Annotated in this window: 13 protein-coding genes; 6 read left to right on the top strand and 7 right to left on the bottom strand. The window is 44.5% G+C overall.

Annotation, left to right across the window (positions count from 1 at the left end):
- Window positions 1–84: 84 nt before the first annotated feature.
- The 4 genes from urtA to QGP82_RS31995 form a co-directional block, all read right to left on the bottom strand.
- Entirely contained in the window at window positions 85–1,398 is a 1,314-nt protein-coding gene (urtA, locus tag QGP82_RS31980) for an urea ABC transporter substrate-binding protein (protein ID WP_163669929.1), read from the bottom strand.
- Between the two features lie 349 nt (window positions 1,399–1,747).
- Window positions 1,748–2,374, bottom strand: a complete 627-nt coding sequence (ureG, locus tag QGP82_RS31985; RefSeq protein WP_163669931.1) for an urease accessory protein UreG — start codon at window positions 2,372–2,374, stop codon at window positions 1,748–1,750.
- A 92-nt stretch (window positions 2,375–2,466) separates the two neighbouring features.
- On the bottom strand, window positions 2,467–3,147 hold the full coding sequence (locus QGP82_RS31990) for an urease accessory protein UreF (protein ID WP_499062043.1): 681 nt from the start codon (window positions 3,145–3,147) through the stop codon (window positions 2,467–2,469).
- Window positions 3,131–3,613: an urease accessory protein UreE gene (locus tag QGP82_RS31995; protein ID WP_499062044.1), complete on the bottom strand. Its 483-nt coding sequence runs from the start codon at window positions 3,611–3,613 to the stop codon at window positions 3,131–3,133. The genes QGP82_RS31990 and QGP82_RS31995 overlap by 17 nt, the downstream gene beginning before the upstream one ends.
- Before the next feature lie 307 nt (window positions 3,614–3,920).
- Here QGP82_RS31995 and QGP82_RS32000 point away from each other — a divergent pair, with 307 nt between their 5' ends.
- Entirely contained in the window at window positions 3,921–4,544 is a 624-nt protein-coding gene (locus QGP82_RS32000) for a helix-turn-helix transcriptional regulator (protein ID WP_163669937.1), read from the top strand.
- 172 nt (window positions 4,545–4,716) lie between these two features.
- Here the strand turns inward: QGP82_RS32000 and QGP82_RS32005 are convergent, their stop codons facing one another.
- Window positions 4,717–5,856 (bottom strand): CAP domain-containing protein, encoded by a 1,140-nt coding sequence (locus tag QGP82_RS32005; protein WP_163669939.1) that lies wholly within the window; start codon window positions 5,854–5,856, stop codon window positions 4,717–4,719.
- A gap of 829 nt (window positions 5,857–6,685) precedes the next feature.
- Here QGP82_RS32005 and QGP82_RS32010 point away from each other — a divergent pair.
- Window positions 6,686–7,465 carry a photosystem II electron transport protein, Sll1252 family gene (locus QGP82_RS32010; RefSeq protein ID WP_163698122.1) on the top strand — a complete coding sequence of 260 codons (780 nt, stop codon included), beginning with the start codon at window positions 6,686–6,688 and terminating at the stop codon, window positions 7,463–7,465.
- A gap of 223 nt (window positions 7,466–7,688) precedes the next feature.
- Here QGP82_RS32010 and QGP82_RS32015 read toward each other — a convergent pair whose 3' ends face one another.
- Both QGP82_RS32015 and QGP82_RS32020 read right to left on the bottom strand, forming a co-directional pair.
- Window positions 7,689–9,851, bottom strand: coding sequence for a GumC family protein (locus tag QGP82_RS32015; protein ID WP_163669942.1), 2,163 nt, complete (start codon window positions 9,849–9,851; stop codon window positions 7,689–7,691).
- Window positions 9,852–9,927: 76 nt separating this feature from the next.
- On the bottom strand, window positions 9,928–11,355 hold the full coding sequence (locus QGP82_RS32020; protein WP_250565164.1) for a polysaccharide biosynthesis/export family protein: 1,428 nt from the start codon (window positions 11,353–11,355) through the stop codon (window positions 9,928–9,930).
- 1,168 nt (window positions 11,356–12,523) lie between these two features.
- Between QGP82_RS32020 and QGP82_RS32025 the strand changes: the two genes are divergently transcribed.
- From QGP82_RS32025 to QGP82_RS32040, 4 genes are all read left to right on the top strand, one after another.
- Window positions 12,524–13,393, top strand: coding sequence for a WecB/TagA/CpsF family glycosyltransferase (locus QGP82_RS32025; RefSeq protein WP_163669946.1), 870 nt, complete (start codon window positions 12,524–12,526; stop codon window positions 13,391–13,393).
- A 326-nt stretch (window positions 13,394–13,719) separates the two neighbouring features.
- Window positions 13,720–15,570, top strand: coding sequence for a heterocyst formation ABC transporter subunit HepA (gene hepA / locus QGP82_RS32030; RefSeq protein WP_499062045.1), 1,851 nt, complete (start codon window positions 13,720–13,722; stop codon window positions 15,568–15,570).
- A 42-nt stretch (window positions 15,571–15,612) separates the two neighbouring features.
- The gene (locus QGP82_RS32035; RefSeq protein ID WP_499062046.1) at window positions 15,613–16,494 is read left to right on the top strand and encodes a sulfotransferase family protein; all 882 of its coding nucleotides are present in this window, start codon (window positions 15,613–15,615) and stop codon (window positions 16,492–16,494) included.
- A gap of 38 nt (window positions 16,495–16,532) precedes the next feature.
- The gene (locus tag QGP82_RS32040; protein ID WP_499062047.1) at window positions 16,533–17,492 is read left to right on the top strand and encodes a glycosyltransferase family A protein; all 960 of its coding nucleotides are present in this window, start codon (window positions 16,533–16,535) and stop codon (window positions 17,490–17,492) included.
- The last annotated feature ends 15 nt before the right edge of the window (window positions 17,493–17,507 follow it).

Below are 17,507 nucleotides of genomic sequence, written 5' to 3' on the forward strand. Positions count from 1 at the left end.
TCAAAAAAGTAAACTCTTCTTCCCTTGAATGAAAAAAGGGAAGAGCCACAGTGACTCTCCCCTGTCAGCTAACCTACAAAAGCTTTAGGCTGCTTTAAACTTGCCACCCTTAGCAGGGTCAGACCAGTCGCACGCATAGCCCTTAGTATCAGGAACAAACTGATTCCAAGGAATTGGATCAACCGGACCATCAGTCTCGGAAACAATTTCAAATAGACCGTCTTCGCGGATTTCACCAATGCGAACAGTCTTAGAAATGTGATGGTTGGGGTTCATGGTAACCGTACCACCTGGTGCGTCGAAGGTCTGGCCATAGGCTGCCTCACGTACTGCGGCAATATCAGTAGAACCCGCTTTCTCAACCGCTTGTTTCCATAGGTAAACCATGATGTAAGCGGCTTCCATGGGATCGTTGGTTACGCGCTCATCGCCATACTCAGCTTTAAAATCGGAAACCCACTTCTCGTTAGCAGGGCTTTCGACGGTTTGGAAGTAGTTCCAAGCTGCATAGTGGCCTGTCAGGAAGTCGGGGCCAATGGTGCGAACTTCTTCTTCTGCAATACTTACAGACATGACAGGATAATTATCAGGTCCCATGCCTGCACCCTTAAGCTGCTTAAAGAAGGCAACGTTACTGTCACCGTTAAGGCTGTTAAAGATCACACCGCCATCGGGTAAAGCCGCCTTAATCTTAGTGATGATGGGAGTGACCTCTGTGTTACCCAAAGGTAGATAGTCTTCACCGACAGTGTTGCCACCCTTGGCCTTGAGCTGCTCTTTAATAATGGTGTTAGCAGTACGGGGGAATACATAGTCAGAACCCACCAGGAAGAAGTCTGTGCCTTTGTTCTCAAGCAGCCAGTCTACAGCGGGCTCAATCTGTTGGTTAGGTGCCGCACCCGTGTAGAAAATGTTCTTGGAGCATTCTTGACCTTCGTACTGTACGGGGTACCACAGCATGTGGTCCTTCGCTTCAAATACGGGGAGTACCTTCTTACGGCTAGCAGAGGTCCAGCAGCCAAATACCACGGATACCTGGTCTTGGTCGATGAGCTTTTCAGCTTTCTCAGCAAAGGTATCCCAATCAGAGGCACCGTCTTCCTTAACGGCAACAATCTGTTTGCCGAGGACACCACCAGCTGCGTTAATTTCTTTAATTGCTAATTCTTCAGCGTCCACCACGGTGGTCTCACTAATGGCCATCGTGCCACTTAGAGAGTGCAGAATACCGACTTTAATTGTGTCGCCATCACCAGCGGCCGCTATCGTAGTTTCGCCTTCGGCTGGTGCAGTATCTGCAGTGGGCTCAGAAGTTCCACCACAGGCCTTTAGCAAAATGCTGGTACCCACGGCAGTGGAGCCGTACACCAAAAATTTACGTCTATTAATCCTCGTCATTGGGCGTTCCTTTCTAAAGACTCACACACCTATGGCATCAAGAACCGGCCACTGCCACAAATCAAGTGTTGCAGTTACCGTAGATACACTTATTCGCTTCGTGATGGTAAGTCTTGAGGAAAACGACGATTGTAGCCTTTGATACTTTTCGGGTCTCTGTAGATTTATTTGTTTTTGTTTGCGTTTGATCCCCAGTATTAAATGAAGCGATTATGGCTCCAATAAAGACTCGAATGTTATGTCTCAATAACCTTATCTCTTGCAAAATGAATTATTTAACTTTCTAAACAAGAGTTTAGAAACAAGAGTTTAGAAACAAGAGAAGTTTTGGCAAGAACATTACGCACCCCTATGTGAGATTTGTAACTGGCAACCGCCCGTGAAACTGAATAAATTGCTGAATGGTGTCTAGCCCCTGACTGATTTTAAGGTTTGTAAAGACAAAGGGTTTATCGCCACGCATGGTTTTAGCGTCGCGATCCATCACCGATAAGTCAGCGCCCACCATGGGAGCCAGGTCAATTTTGTTAATCACCAGCAGGTCAGATTTAGTAATCCCTGGACCGCCTTTGCGGGGGATTTTGTCGCCAGCGGACACATCAATGACATAGAGTGTCAGATCTACTAGCTCTGGGCTAAAGGTAGCTGCTAAATTATCGCCACCGCTCTCTACAAAGATTAGGTCTAGGTCATCAAACCGGGTTTCTAGCTCCTCAATTGCCACCAGGTTAAGGGACGCATCCTCGCGGATGGCGGTATGGGGACATCCACCGGTTTCTACACCAACAATGCGGTTATGGTCCAGTAGGGCCTGACTGCGCACTAAAAATTGGGCGTCTTCTTGGGTATAGATATCGTTGGTAACCACGGCAATGGAATAGTCATTGCGCATGGATTTGCACAGGGCATCGACGAGGGCCGTTTTACCAGAACCGACGGGGCCGGCAACACCGACACGGTAGGGGGAGGAAGTCATGGGAGCATGCCGGATAGGTAATGGAATAGATCCCAGGATAAAACCCCTATTTAATGAGCCTAGAATTTACCTTCAAAATTTTAGATTTTACGTTAGCTACGGAAGAGGCGGGTGTATAGCGTTTCGTGTTGCATGCTTGCGATCGCACCGCCCCACCCACTCACATACAGCTGATCATCTTGCAGTGCCACCATGGTGGCTGCTGCCGTCCTCAGTTCAGGAATTAGCTGTAGCAGACAGCGTTGGCCGTCGGTTTGGCCCAGGGGCACCAGCTTAACGGCTGCACCGATCAGGTTAGCAGCCCAGCTTTGCAGATAGCCGAGGGCCATGGTGTGAACATCCATTTGCCAGTGGGCGGCGATGATGCCAAAGGCAACGGCAAAATTGCAGGGGGTGCCACAGGCGTTAAATGTGGCCTGAAGCTCTGGGTGAAGTGTGCAAACCAGACGCACCAGGGCGCGACCCATGTGCCAGCTTTGCTGGCGTAGTTCAGCGGTGTCGCGGCTGGCGGTGAGCCATTGATTCCAGTAGGCAAGCTGATCAGGGCTGTTAAGGTTCTGGTGGATGCGGGTTGCGATCGCAACGTCTAAACGCACCGCCCCATAGCGTAGCTCCTGCAGCAGCCAGCTGTGTAACGTCTCACCATCGGTAAGATGCCTCTGCATAACTAACGTTTCTAAGCCTTCTGAGTAGCTGAAGGCACCGACAGGTAAAGCTGGACTGCTCAACTGCAGCAGCTTTAGCAGCGCTTGCTCGTCAATGGTGATGGCCATAGGCCCCCGACTCTGGTTGAAAGGGAACAGTTTCTTCCGTGACCGTTACACCCAGCTGATGCAACATCGCTGCCAAAACCGGATCTGGCGCTAAGCGTAAGTAATCAGCCCCCACTTCCAGGGCCACATGACGATTACCCAAATGATACGCCGCCTGCAAAAGTCGCAAGGACGCCTGGGCGTTAGTCGATGGGGGCTGAGCGTTAGTCGAAACCCTCACGGTCATTACTGGCTCAGGCTTTGCCACAATTTTTAATACCTGACTATGGTTGCTGCCTCCCAGGCAATCACCGTGTCGTAGCGTCGTTCCACGGGGTAGTTCTAGATAGATTTCATCAGCCTGGGTAGTCTCTGGCTGGGTTGTACTAAAGTCTACAGTCTCCCCTTTAGTGTCCGTAATACCACCGGAGAGACTGTAGCGATATCGTGAGCGAGTACGCTCGTCCGCCGTTAGTGCTAGTGCCAATGTTGGCTCCAGTGCTGAAGATACTTTTTGAGTAAAAACGTACACCGAGATTCTATCTACGCATTGCTTTTACAGCATGCCACATGCTCACCCTATCCCCTAATCAAAACACGCGCACTGATTTATGCCGCCCGCCAAACTGTCACAAATTCATGCGGATTTTCCAAATTCGGAAATGAGGTAAATACCAACAGCGGCATCCGTATTTTCTACTAGTTTAATTCAGCATTTGATACGAATCTCACAGACGCCACTAGCACAGTCAACGAAGTTCAGATTTTCATCCGCCAATTACTTCTCGTTAGTTATGGCTTCTCAGACTCAACTCGTTCCCTCAATGGCTCCTTCTCCAGTTGCAGTAATCGATGATTCTAATGACTCTTTTAACATGCGAGCAGCTCTATTAATAGCTGCCATTGAAAATTCCACATTTGGCCTTGTGATTGTTTCTCAAAATGGAACTATTCTTCTCAAGAACAAACGTGCTCAATCACTACTTAAGAAGATGTCGTGCCCATCGTCCAGCAATATTCCTGATATTCTCTGGCAATCATGCCAAAGTCTTATGGAAAACCAAAATGAAGTCTCAGATCTCTTTCCCACACATTACACCATTGTTTTAGAGGATGAGCTTGTCACTGAGCATGGCAGTATCCATTTGCGAGCCCAATGGTTTGATTGGGAGAATACTGGCTATCAGCCTAGTAATTGTTTCCTAATTACATTAGAAGACCGCCAACATTCTCTCACTGTGATTGCCAATCAAGAGGCCCAGCGCTATGGTCTCACCACTCGTGAGACCGATGTATGGTGTCTAAAACGGATGGGTAAAAGTTACAAGGAAATTGCCAGCGCACTATTTATTTCTGAAAATACTGTCAAGAAACACTTGAAGAACATTTATTCAAAGAAAGAACAGTCTACTTGGTAGGCACAGTCAACTCAGTAGATTTAAACAGGAAGAAAACAGCATGCACCTATAAAAGGTTCCATGCTGTTTTTTCTTGCTTCACCTCAAAGGCACTCAACACCCTGTTTCGTCAGCTGTTTCAAGTGATTTTAGAAAGCCTGATGTTAAACGGTATCAGGCTTTCGCCAGCAGCTTAAACGTACTGGAAGCTAGAGCTCGATAGATTCAGGTTGCCTGCGCCTTGAATGACAGCAATCAGCTCATCCTTTTGGCCAGCCCCATTATCAATAAATAGAGCTTGACCATTGGGTACACCCTTTGGAGAAGATCCTAAACGATAGTCATGATCGTTGCTCAGCTGAATGATGTCTCCTTGACCAGCTTTGAAATCCTTGATTAGGGCGTAGTTGTTTAGCCCACTGGTTTTGGCTTTGCCATCATCGTAGAAAGCGCCAGCTTTGTTACCTAAAACAAAGGTATCGCGACCGTTACCACCCGTCATAATGTCTTTCTCGGTTGCACGCTTTCTAAAGGAGGTCCCTTGTAAACGGTCATTACCGTCACCACCGACTAGAACATCCGACTGTGTTCCGCCTAGCAGCCGATCATTGCCAGCACCACCATAGAGCTTGTCATTTAAAGAGCCACCATGGAGCGTGTCATCGCCATCTCCGCCTTTCAGGATATCTCTTCCGGCATTACCGTAAATCGTATCATTGCCCCCTTTTCCGTCGATGACGTCATTGCCGCTCCTGCCAAAAATTCGTTGGCTTTTCGAGCTACCAAACAACTTGTCAGCCTTGTTAGTTCCTCTAATAACAGAGTTGTTATTTGAGTTGGAAGGTGGTTTGGGGTTGGTGGGATTTGAGGGTGGCTTGGGTGTAGTTGGGTTTGAAGGTGGATTAGGTGAAGATGTTTCAATTGTTCCCTTACCAAACACCTGGGTCCAATAACTGTTGTAGTTAACACTACCCGTATCATTTTCTAAGAAATAATACCCGATGCCAATTTCGTTATAGTTAGAATTTAGCAGGTTGGCGCGGTGGCCAGGGCTGTTAATCCATCCATCAACTACATCTTGGGCAGAACGATATCCCGCTGCAATATTCTCTCCAACAAATCCAGATTCATAGCCTGCATTTTTAGCTCGATCTGCAGGGCTTGATCCATTTTGACCCTGATGGCTAAAAAAGTCTTTTTGGGCCATGTCCTTGCTATGCTGATCTGCAGCTTTGTTCAAGCTTTGATCAAAAACAAGAGGCTTTAAACCATTTTGCGCACGAAACTCATTGGTAAGTTCAAGAACTTCCCGTTCAAATGCGTTGATTTGCATGTTCTTTGCTTTTTTAAAGGATTAGGTTGAAAAGTGGTACCTGTACCCCGTTGAGAATTCACTACTTCCCCTAGCCCTTAAATCTCAGCTAGTATAACTAACTCGATTTAACTTAACTGCCGTAGATACGGCACCGTTGTTCATAGCAAAACCATCAAGGGGTTCTCTAGCGTTGAACACACTTAGTAGAATGAGTCACCTATGCGATCGCAACAATTGCAACCTTGCCACTGCCTCAGGTCATCACAATATGAAATATCCAACTCTGGAGGCAATTGGGAACTTTTGTATGGCCCTAATACCTATCACTCTATAACGGCATTAGGTTGAGGATAAACTAGTCGGCTAGGATCTCCCCTTTGTTGTTGTGGCGATCTGCACCTGTGATTCATCATAGAAACTGATTCTCATAAATGTCAACAGTTCAAGACTATTTGACAGTGATTTAAATCTTTTCAAGCCTGAAAAGCCCTGTGAATAAAAGGTTTTTCCCATTTATAAGTATAGCTGATGAGAGTTTTTAAAAGCTGCAAATGTCCCATGATATTGAGACGCATACTTTAAAGAAAACCTTGTGACCCACGTGCCAGTTGGAGAAGTCATACAAACTCCTCCGGATTGTTAATCCTATTGCCAGATTGACCTTTAATCCATCATTTAAGTGTTAACCCGAAGCAGAAACAAACACCTTCAATAGCCATGGAGAGCAGTCTTCAAGCATATTGTCCCCATAAAATTTCATGGGCTTCCCAGAGCCAGACTAAAGCAGCATAACCAAACACCGCTTAATATAGTAAGAAAATAGCCATTGTATAGCTAGCTCACGCCTATGCTGCCCAAAGACGACCTACTCAAGGGTGTTGAAAACACCGAAACCCTAACCCGTGTAATTGATCAAGCCGATCAGTCTATTCGTACATGGGAGCCGGTCACAACTGATTTTCTGTCACCACCAGAGCTTTACGAAGCCCAAGCCATATTTGGTCGTCTTACCGATATTCATACCCAGGCCCACGGAGGGTACCCCCAGGCCGAACGGCAGCGCCTGACCATAGCACGAACTGAAATTCCGTTAGCAGGACAAGCGCTTCCCTTAGCATTACTTAGCGTAGCGGGTAACTTTTTGTTTGATACAGCAACTCACCGGGACTTTTTGGGCGCATTATTGGGCACCGGCATTGTGCGGGAAAAAGTGGGGGACATCATTGTCTTGGGTGAACGCGGTGCCCAACTAATTGTTGTTCCGGAGCTGGTGGAATTTTTAGAAATAAGCCTGACCCAGGTACGCTCAGTACCCGTTAAAACAAAACCCATTGACTGGAGTGAGTTAAGAGTACGTGAACCCAAGAAAAAAGAAATCACAACTGTCGAAGCTTCTATGCGCTTAGATGCTGTAGCGTCAGCAGGATTTGGCATGTCCCGCAGCAAAATGGCAGACATGATTACTGCGGGCGATGTTCGAGTCAATTGGAAAACGATTCCCCAATCCAGTCATGCGCTAAAATCCGGTGATCTAGTCGCTATTCGCGGTAAAGGTAGACTGGAAATTGGCGATGTGATGATCACCAAAAAACAGCGCTACCGCATAGGCTTGACTCGGTATGTTTAGGCAGTCGCTATCTGGATGGCAAAATAAATCAATGACTGTGCACCCAATGCTGACTCACAATCAAGGCGGGTGAGAAACGCTACATTGAATCACAAAACTGCGAGGGGTCAAGAAAGAACCCATGGGTTCTTTCTTGACCCCTCGTAATTAAACCAGACTTGATTACAAAAGTGAGAATAGGCAAGCCTAAACCTAAAACACCTATCGTTTAGTTTCCTAAGATTTAGTTTTCTCGGACAGCCATACCAAACACATTAATATTGGCAATCCGCAGTTGATCCAGAGCCTGGTTGATTAGATTTTGCTTAATCTGACCAGGGTTCGTAACAATTAACATGCCATCTGCTTGCTCAGCAACCAGATATGCATCGGATTGACCCAGCAAGGATGGTGCATCGAATACAACTAAGTCAAATTTGGTTTTCAACTGTTGAAGTAGGCCTTGAACACGCTTAGTTGTTAAGATATGGCCCGCATCGTGACCTTTTGTTCCGGCACAGAGAACCTTAAGCCCATCAATAGGTTCATGGAGAAACGTATTTTTGGTAATGGAACTAGGATCAATCGAAGCCAGATCAGTGAGACCTGCATCATGGGGTAATTTAAGATAGCTGTGAATCTTAGGATTACGTAGATTAGTATCCACCAGCAGTACCCGTTGCCCCATCAAGGCAGCTGCTTCAGCCAAGTGAATGGCAGCAATTGATTTACCCTCATTATCCATCACAGAGCTAACCACGACCGACGTTAATGGTTGCTCTACACTGCTGAGTCTCAGGTTAGTGTAAAGGGAGCGAAACGCCTCCATAAATGGATCCTCAGTGTAAGATGCCGACCCGTTGCTTAAAGACGTTTTCGCTTGGGCATCGCCTACAGAAGACTTATTGACAGATAACTGTAACGCTTTGACAGGTTCTAGAATATCTTTTTCAACCAGTTGAGGCGTGGGGATCTTGCCTAAGATAGGCAATTGTATGACCCGTTGAATTTCTTTATCTGAATACAGAACCCCGGATGATTTATCCATCAAGAGGGCCATGATCGAACCCACTAATAATCCCAGGGTACCGCCCAGTAATAAGTTCTGCACCATGCTCACAGCCTGGGAGCTGGGTTGTGTTGGCGGGGTGACAATTTCCCAGGGAATTTCTCGCTGAGCCTCATCAATTTCTAAAGCCGCTTGCTTTGCTAAAAACTGATTCAGGTTTTCTGTGGCAATGCCTAGCTCCCGTTGAATTTCTAAATAGTCTCTCGAAATTCCTGAAAGGTCATCAACACCTGAGCTCAACCCCTGCAATGTTTGATTCAATGCCCGTTCCTGTGATTCTAGCTCTTGCAGCTGACTGATCAGATCTCTCTGGGATTGTTCCCCCTGTTGTTGCAGTAGCGCTAATAAATTCTGACGTTGCTCTTTGAGCACTTCCATATCAGGGCTACTGTCTAGATAAAGTGTGGAGGCCTCAGCAATTTTGGTATCTAGATCCAACAACTGATTAAGTAGCGTCTGATATCTGGGGTTTTGAGCTAATGCAGAGGAAGACGCCTGTTCTTGAGGCCCACTCAGCTGGCCGCGGAGACTATCGTAGGTCGCCCGATTTTGCTCCAGCTGTATTTGCAGGTCAAGCTGTTGTTTAGAGAAGGCATTTACCTGCCCTGATAGTTGAGCTCCACGGGAATCGGGATCAATAATATTGTGCTCTAAACGCAGTGATTGCAGCTGATCTTGCAAAGACTCTACCTTATTGACCAGATCAGGTAGCTTTTTCTCAACAAACTCAATTGCTCGGCGAATATCAGCCTGTTTTGACTCTAAGCTATAGGCAAGATAGGCTTGAGACACTAGGTCTAAGATAACCCGAACAGTCTGTGGATCAGGATCTTGCAATGTTACCTGAATGATGTCTGAATTCTTGCCGAGCTGCTTTACCTTTAAACGACTAGTAACCAGCTGGTAGCAAGGATCATAACTGAGCTCCAATGGTTCTGACTGCGTGGCTGCTGGAGGACAGAAATTAGGATATCGATCTCTAATGCCTTCAATAACAGGTTGTAAGACCTTAGGCCCTCTTAAAATCTTGAGTAGGTCTCCATCAACGGCCACTTGTTCTTGGCTTGTGATTGTTTCAGGAACGTTCGAGATGACCTCGGTCTCAGTACTTTGAGCCTGTACTAAAATTTCAAAACTGCCATTATAGACGGGTTTGGTAGTTATCACTTTAACCGCAGCCAAGCCCATGGTCACAACTGTCATGCCAGCGATGATCCACCACTTACGCTGTAGTGTTTTAAGGAGACCGCCAACATTTAGACCACCTTCATCTTCTGTCGTTGGTAGACGATCTTGAGGGGTCCATGGGGGTGAAGAGGGGAGGGTATCGGCTCTCATAGGTAGAAGATAATTATAATAGAGGTGAATTGTGCAAGATTAAAAGTGAAAATTCAGAGTTCTTGACTATCTCTGCCTAATCGAGTATATCCAGGAATCTTAGGGGAGAGAAGACATTCCTAATCACTTGTCCAACTGGCTCTAGTACAGCTCCAATATCATCGGTTACACGAGCTAGAGCATTGGGATTAACGATAACGACATCGTTATTTTGCAAGATAGGATTATTCTCGTCATTAATTGCTTGAGCAAAGTCCACCGGAATCGTTTCACGGGCAACGGTGCCATCCGCGTTGAGTCTGATCAATTCCGCTTCACCTTTTCTGGCACGACGGTTAAACCCACCAGCTGCAAGAATCGCTTGGCTGAGAGAGGTGTCAGGGGGTAACTCAATGACTCCTGATCGGCTTACTTCCCCGACAACGTTAACGCGAATTGAGTTAGGTGATAGGCTGGAACCTGCAACTGTCGGTACTTCAGCAGGGTTCAAAGCTGTTGCGACTGGAACAAAGATAGTATCGTTAGGCTGCAGCACGACATCTTGATAGATATCCCCTACTTCCAGCAATTTCCACAAATCAACATCAATAACCTGGGTCTCACCAGAACGGGTCGGGCGCACAACTTGCACCTTGCGAATATCGGCTCTGGGTTTGATGCCGCCAGCCAATTGTAGCGCTCGCGTCACCGTAGTGGGGGTTGACGAGCTAGAAGAGGCACCCGGAACACCAGCATCTCCAGTGCTAGCCCGACCTCCTTGCAGGGTATATGGACCTGGACGATAAACCTCACCAATCACAGCCACATTAATGGGCTGACTAACGCTGGCGGCAAAACTAGCATCTGCTAAAAAAGAGGCTTCTTGTAGAGAGAGGGTACCTGTGGGGATAAAAATAGAATCTCCATCTCTTAATGATATATCGTACTGGGAGTTACCAGTTTCTAGCAGCTCCCACAGATCAACGGTGAATGTCTGTTGTTCTCCATTACGTCCAGGGCGCTGGATCTGAATGTCCCGAATAGCCGCAACTTGCGTAACCCCCCCAGCCCGTTCTAGTAACTGGCTTAATCTGGGGGCCTGGGTCCCGGTTTGAGTCAGGGTGTAGGAGCCAGGGCTGTTGATTTCACCTGAAATACCAACTTGTAGAGGTCGTCTATTTAATAGACTGAGGGTAATTAAGGGACGCTTGAGATACTGACCGTACTGACTAGACAACAACTCTGTGGTTTCGCCTAACGTCAGACCCGCTACGTTTATAGGCCCCACGAGGGGTAAGTTAAGAGTGCCATCCACAAGGACTTCACTCTCGCCACTGTATTGCGGCACTCTAAAGATATCGACACGAACTACATCACCAGCACCTAATGTATAAGATGTTTCAGATGGTGGTGCAATGGCCTCTGATGTGGGTGCAGCACTGCGGCTTGTGGGGACTTCTCTATTACGATCCAACCCTGGCAATGGTTGAAGCTGAGCATTTGCTGGAGAGGTAGAGATACCCATTGCACAGAGTGCAAAACAGAGTAGGGCTAGGTTTTGCTGGGACAGGCGACGATTAAACATAGGTATCAAACAGATTGCAATGTGAGAAGTTAGAACACAAGCTTCGAACACACTGTATTCAGGCCATAAGCTATAAGCCTTTAGGGGTGTATCAGTTTTCTGTGTGAATCTACACCAATCCGTTTAATTTTGAAATCGCTGCCATTAATTTCACATATTTTCTGGCAGCAAAATCCTTGTAACCCTTGATCTGCCGTACATTATTGCCTGTTGTTATCTATATAAGTAAATAGGTCTCATCAAGACAATAGCCGTAGTTATAAAAATGCCCGTAAAACTGAACAATCGATTTGTAGAGATCCATTGTGCAACTTAAATAGATGACCACTGCCGCTAATGACAAATCATTTTTTTTTGTCTATACTGGCTGCAAAGCAAGGGTGTTTATGAAATAAAAACGTGTGTTTATAAAGCAATTATGAAGTATAGATTGCTTTCCCACTGAGAAAATGTGTTTTTATCATATGACGACACCTATTAGCAAGGAATTTGTCAATATGTAACGTAGGATGAATCGGCAGGTTTATCTTCGTGTACCCAACCCCAAATCTACAACGGCTAGAAGGTCTACCATATTCGTTTCAGGGTCTCTGAGTTTTATCGCGTTAATTAAACATGACTAACAGATAATTCTCCTGAGGTTGCTACCAGCCATTGAATAGAGTGTTGTTCTGTGTATTATCTACCTAAATCTTTGGTAAAGATTTACACGGGGCTCAGGGTTTACGCTACCAAGGAAGTTTTTCCATAGGTCTTTTAGTCTAAATCAGTCTTTTAGACTAAACAGATTTATCTAAGTAAATGGATAAAATGCTTGGATTAAGGGTGTTCTGAAGATAATCTTCCAAACTTCGTCAGTCTTACGTTCAAGGCAGCAGTAACGCAGCAGTGACTTTTATTACATGTAGATGCTCTAGTGCATCACTGCGAATAAACCTTCTTAAATCATTTAGTTCTCTTAATGTACTTACAGTAGTGCAAGTTTGATAAATTTGATTTTAAGAAAGCAGATTTATCAATAAAGATTCATAGGTTTATTCGATTTTGTGCGATCGCATTAGAAACAGAAGTTTTTGTAATCCGCCCTCAACAAAAATCGAGAATCATTATGCTGTATTCGACTACTAAGTCTAACCTTACTGGTCTTTGGAAGAGACGCACAAAAAAACTGGAAAAGCAGAGTGTGATTGGTTTTCCAGTTACAGCAGAACCCTTTGAGGCCCAAATTAATACGATGTTAGGTTGGGCACATCAGCGACTCAGTAAAGTCGTGTGTGTGGCAAATGTCCACATGTTAGTTGAGGCCAAATACAATGAAGGCTTTGCCTGGGTCTTACATAGAGCCGATATGCTCACGCCGGATGGTATGCCCCTAGTATGGCTAACCAGTCGCCTGAGAAAGCGCAAGCAAGATCGAGTCGCAGGGATGGATATTTTTCTTAGCCTGTGCGAAAAAGCATCTAAAGAAAATATCAGCATCTTTTTCTTAGGCTCTACTCCTGATGTGCTGTGGAGTATGGAACAACGGCTCAAGCGAGAGTATCCTAACTTAAAGATTGCAGGTATGGTATCGCCACCCTTTAGACCACTCACTCGGGATGAAGATGCGGCCTTAGTTAAGGAGATCAACGATAGTGGAGCTGGCTTGGTACTGATATCGTTGGGCTGTCCTAAGCAAGAGTGGTGGATGCATCATCACAAAGGCCGGATCCAGTCAGTTATGGTGGGTATAGGTGGTGTATTTCCGATTTTTGCTGGTGAGAAGAAGTGGGCCCCTGTTTGGGTGCAAAAGAATGGCCTGGAATGGCTGTATCGCTTAGTACAAGAGCCAGGCAGACTTTGGAAGCGCTATGCCAAAACAATTCCCTTATTTTTGTTGTTGGCCTTTAAGCAACTGGTTAAGGTGAAGTTAGGATTAGAGCCTAGATTTGGTTGCCCTCAAGTAAACGTTGCGTTTGGGATGCATGGTAGACGATAGCCCAAAACATTAGGTGATTTGATAGAACGCTTTCAGTAGAAAGCTTTCTATCGCTTGTAGCCCATTGAGGACATGGAACAGCTCGATGGGCTATTTGAGCTGTCTGAAGCAATGCTGAAAATCAGATAGTTGCTTGATGAAGCAACTGTTTTAGTGATAGCTAAATGATGTGGTTTAGGTAAAGCTATGGGTTGCTTTTCGGTGTTTCTGACCTTTCCCGAAAATCGCTTTACATTAGGAAAACTATAGTGTAATGCGTATAGGCTCAGATTAACGTTTGTGGGTTATAAACTGCTTCCCAGAAGTATTTTCTATATTTTGACTTCATGAAAATAAAGCTACCTGGTGCCCTTCGTACACTGATCAAAACAACTCAGATCTGGAAGGAACATCATTTAATTCTTAGGGAATTTAAATATTTTCGAAGAATCGTCTTTCTAGCAATCCTCTTTGCTCTGATTGCAGCTGCCTTTGAAGGGGTAACGGTTGGATTTATTGCCTCCTTTCTACAAGGACTCACTAACCCTGAAGAGCCTCCTATTCAAACAGGAATTCAGTGGTTTGATACCATTTTTTTGGCAACCCAGGCTTCTGCAACAGAACGGATCTACAGACTGTCTGGTCTATTGCTGGTGGGAGTTTGGTTACGGGGTTGCTTTGATTATTTAAGCACTATCTATGCTAAGAAGTCCTCTTTGACCCTTGTCAATCGCTTACGTGGTCGAATTTTTGATCAGCTAGAAAGCTTGCGACTCAGCTACTACACCATAGTGAGTCCTGGAGCTTTGATGAGCACTATCCGGGGGGAAGTGAATCAGGTTCAGCAGGCATTTAATGTTCTTGCAACGTCTGTTGTCCAAGGCTCTAAGGTTTTGGCCTATCTAACGTCCATGTTGCTGTTATCCTGGCAGCTATTTTTAATCTCCACCCTTGTCTTTTCTCTAATCTCCGTTGGATTAACCTCTCTAACGGCCAAGGTGAGAGAGGCTAGCTTTGCAGTCCCGGCTGCTAACAAAGCCTTTACTAACCGCGCTCTTGCATTTATTAACGGCATCCGCACCGTTCACGCCTCAGGCACACAGGACTTTGAACGAAAGCGCTTTTATGCAGCTGCCCAGCAAATTCATGATTCTCAGCTTGCAGTCATTAATTTTTCCGCATTAGTAAGACCCTTAATTGAAGGTCTGGGCGTTACCCTCCTGGTGGGCATGGTTGTCATATCCTTTAGCTTACTCATTGCTAGGGGACAACTCAAAGCAGCAGAGCTACTGACATTCTTATTTGTACTGATTCGTACCACACCACTGGTTTCATCCTTAAACGGTATCCGTGTTGGTTTTCTCTCATCGCAAGGTGCCTTACATTCAGTCAATGACCTGCTCCGACGCGATGATAAGCCCTATTTCCAAGACGGCCATCAAGAATTTCATCGGTTAGAGCGCTCAATCGATTTTGTTTCGGTTGACTTCTCCTATAATCCTGGTGAGCCGATACTCCACGACATTACGCTCTCCATTAAGCGAGGGGAAACGACGGCACTGGTAGGTGCTTCCGGGGCTGGTAAGACTACGTTGGCAGATTTGATTCCACGTTTTTATGACCCTTCGCGCGGTCGAATTTTAATTGATGGCGTAGATCTAAACGAATTAAAAATAAACTCGTTTAGAAAGCGAATGGCTATCGTCAGCCAGGATACGTTTATCTTCAATACAACAGTGGCCGAAAACTTAGTGTACGGTGTTGAAAATGTTAGCGACACGGATATTATCGAAGCGGCGAAAGCATCTAATGCCCTGGAATTCATTCAAGAATTACCGAAGGGATTTGAAACGATCTTGGGTAATCGGGGTGTCCGATTATCAGGAGGACAGCGTCAGAGGATTGCGATCGCGCGTGCTCTGTTGCGAGATCCCGAAATTTTAATTCTGGATGAGGCAACAAGTGCTCTTGACTCATTAACTGAAAAACTGATTCAGGAATCAATCGAGAGGTTATCAAAAGGGCGCACTGTAATTGCTATTGCCCATCGACTATCAACAATTTCTAATGCGGATAAAGTTGTCGTCTTAGAGAAAGGGCGAATTGTAGAGCAAGGAAATTATCAGAGTTTACTCAAAGAGCGCGGCAAGCTTTGGAAATATCACCAAATGCAATTTGAAATAGGTAGCGCTAATTAAAGCGCTAATTAATCTGAAAGTTATCAATATTGGGAAATCAGCATGCATACCGTTAGTGAAGTAACTTATACAGAAAAAATTGTTTCAAAGTTAGTCAAGCGTTGTAGATCCGCTACTGTTGGCAAACCATTAGTAAACTTTTTTATAGCAGGAACACAAAAAGGAGGAACAACAGCTCTGCATGATTTTCTTACTAAACATCCAGAGATTTGTATGCCCTATTCCTTAAAGGAAGTGCATTTTTTCGACAATGATAGATTTTTTATAAATTTGCATTCTATTTTTCCAGCTTATCGAAAATATCATGCATTTTTCCAACCTTCGCCATCTACTAAAGTTGTTGGCGAAGCATGCCCTTGCTATATGTGGAATGAAAAAGCACCAGCAAGGATTCATACCTATAATCCAGATGCAAAAATCATTCTGTTGCTAAGAAACCCTATCACTAGAGCTTATTCCCATTGGAACATGGCAGCTTCCAGAGGTAACGAGCATAGAGATTTCTCTGAAGCAATTTTTACCGAACTTGATTATTCACGGGTCAAGACAGGAACGTCAAAAATGAAGAGATTTATCTCAGACCAAAATAGAACTTTTTCCTATCTTGATCGAAGCTTTTACTCATCCCAAATACGCCGCCTCCTTAGATTCTTCCCAAGGGATCAGATTTTGATTCTTTTATCAGAAGATCTACAGGAAAAACATAATGAGACACTGTCGCAGATATTTTCTTTTTTAGAAGTTGATGACACGGTTAAAATTGAGCCAAAAACAATTCATAAAAGGGAATATAAAATACCGCTAAAAGATAAACAGCTCCAAAGGCTTAAAATTCTTTTCGAACCCGAAATAAAAAGTCTTGAGTTATTAACTGAAAGAAATTTAGATCATTGGTTGAAATGTCCAGAAACTGTAAGTCGCTAAGATTTTATTGAAAATTAGTACGTTAGGAGTTTAACCCTATGAGTTTCGCATTTATTCTTCCTGTAATTCATCCTGATAGCGTTAAAGTAAGCAACTATGAGCATGTTGAAATAGTCCTTAAAAGGACATTAGAGTCATTACGGAGACAAACGTTTACTGATATAAAAATCATAGTTGTTTGCTGTAAAATTCCAGACTGGGCAAAAGAAATTGGTGACAATGTTTATTTTCTAGATGTAGCTGACTCTAAAACCTTTAAACCAGATCGAAATATTGCAAGGGTAGATATGGGTTTAAAGTTTATAGTAGGCATACTTTATGCTATCGAGAAATTCAAAGTAGACTTATTTATGCGCGTTGATGGTGATGACTATGTGAATAGTAATCTGGCTAAATATGCCATCAATTCATTAGATAAAACGCTGCAAAGTTCTACAGTAGATGGCTATATAATTAACAAGGGTCTTCAGATAGAAGTGAAGGTTAACTCAAACAATGAGATTGAATATGGAAATACATATTTCATCAGAAGATTCAACTCATCTTGTGGGACATGTCGCATATTTAAGCAAGCAACTTTACGCGCTAAGCTTCTAGAAATTCACTCAGATATATTTAGTAAATCAAGCCATTGGTTGGCAGCACACCAAGAAAGAACTGTTGCAATACCAACAGAAATGACGGACTGGTTAGATCAGATTTCAAAGGACCACTATGCAGAAGAATGGCATCCTGTAAATATTTTGGGGAGACATATTAATCAGTCAGAATACCTTAATTTTGAAAACTTCCCATTCTTAGGGGCGGCTAAGGCCTGTGGACATGGTAACCATGATGGTCCTCGTGAGGGAAAAATTCATCAAGATAAGATGATTGGAAAACTACCTAAAAGCATTTTAGAATCCACTTTTGGCATCAAAGATGTACCAGAAGCCTTCAGAATGGTTTTAAATTTCTATATGAGTACGATATTTCACTTACAGTCGAAGCTTAACTAACATCTACTTCAAGCA

Origin of the sequence: Leptothoe sp. LEGE 181152, assembly GCF_032906605.1 — a bacterium.
GTDB classification, from domain to species: Bacteria; Cyanobacteriota; Cyanobacteriia; order Phormidesmidales; family Phormidesmidaceae; genus Leptothoe; species Leptothoe turfae.

What these genes read in the sequence shown, in the direction of transcription:
- QGP82_RS32040 (WP_499062047.1), top strand. Translation starts at nt 16,533, where the DNA reads ATGAGTTTCGCATTTATTCTTCCTGTAATTCATCCTGATAGCGTTAAA.
- ureG (WP_163669931.1), bottom strand. Translation starts at nt 2,374, where the DNA reads ATGACTTCCTCCCCCTACCGTGTCGGTGTTGCCGGCCCCGTCGGTTCT.
- QGP82_RS32010 (WP_163698122.1), top strand. Translation starts at nt 6,686, where the DNA reads ATGCTGCCCAAAGACGACCTACTCAAGGGTGTTGAAAACACCGAAACC.
- hepA (WP_499062045.1), top strand. Translation starts at nt 13,720, where the DNA reads ATGAAAATAAAGCTACCTGGTGCCCTTCGTACACTGATCAAAACAACT.
- QGP82_RS32035 (WP_499062046.1), top strand. Translation starts at nt 15,613, where the DNA reads ATGCATACCGTTAGTGAAGTAACTTATACAGAAAAAATTGTTTCAAAG.
- QGP82_RS32025 (WP_163669946.1), top strand. Translation starts at nt 12,524, where the DNA reads ATGCTGTATTCGACTACTAAGTCTAACCTTACTGGTCTTTGGAAGAGA.
- QGP82_RS32020 (WP_250565164.1), bottom strand. Translation starts at nt 11,355, where the DNA reads ATGGGTATCTCTACCTCTCCAGCAAATGCTCAGCTTCAACCATTGCCA.
- QGP82_RS32015 (WP_163669942.1), bottom strand. Translation starts at nt 9,851, where the DNA reads ATGAGAGCCGATACCCTCCCCTCTTCACCCCCATGGACCCCTCAAGAT.
- QGP82_RS32000 (WP_163669937.1), top strand. Translation starts at nt 3,921, where the DNA reads ATGGCTTCTCAGACTCAACTCGTTCCCTCAATGGCTCCTTCTCCAGTT.
- QGP82_RS32005 (WP_163669939.1), bottom strand. Translation starts at nt 5,856, where the DNA reads ATGCAAATCAACGCATTTGAACGGGAAGTTCTTGAACTTACCAATGAG.
- urtA (WP_163669929.1), bottom strand. Translation starts at nt 1,398, where the DNA reads ATGACGAGGATTAATAGACGTAAATTTTTGGTGTACGGCTCCACTGCC.
- QGP82_RS31990 (WP_499062043.1), bottom strand. Translation starts at nt 3,147, where the DNA reads ATGGCCATCACCATTGACGAGCAAGCGCTGCTAAAGCTGCTGCAGTTG.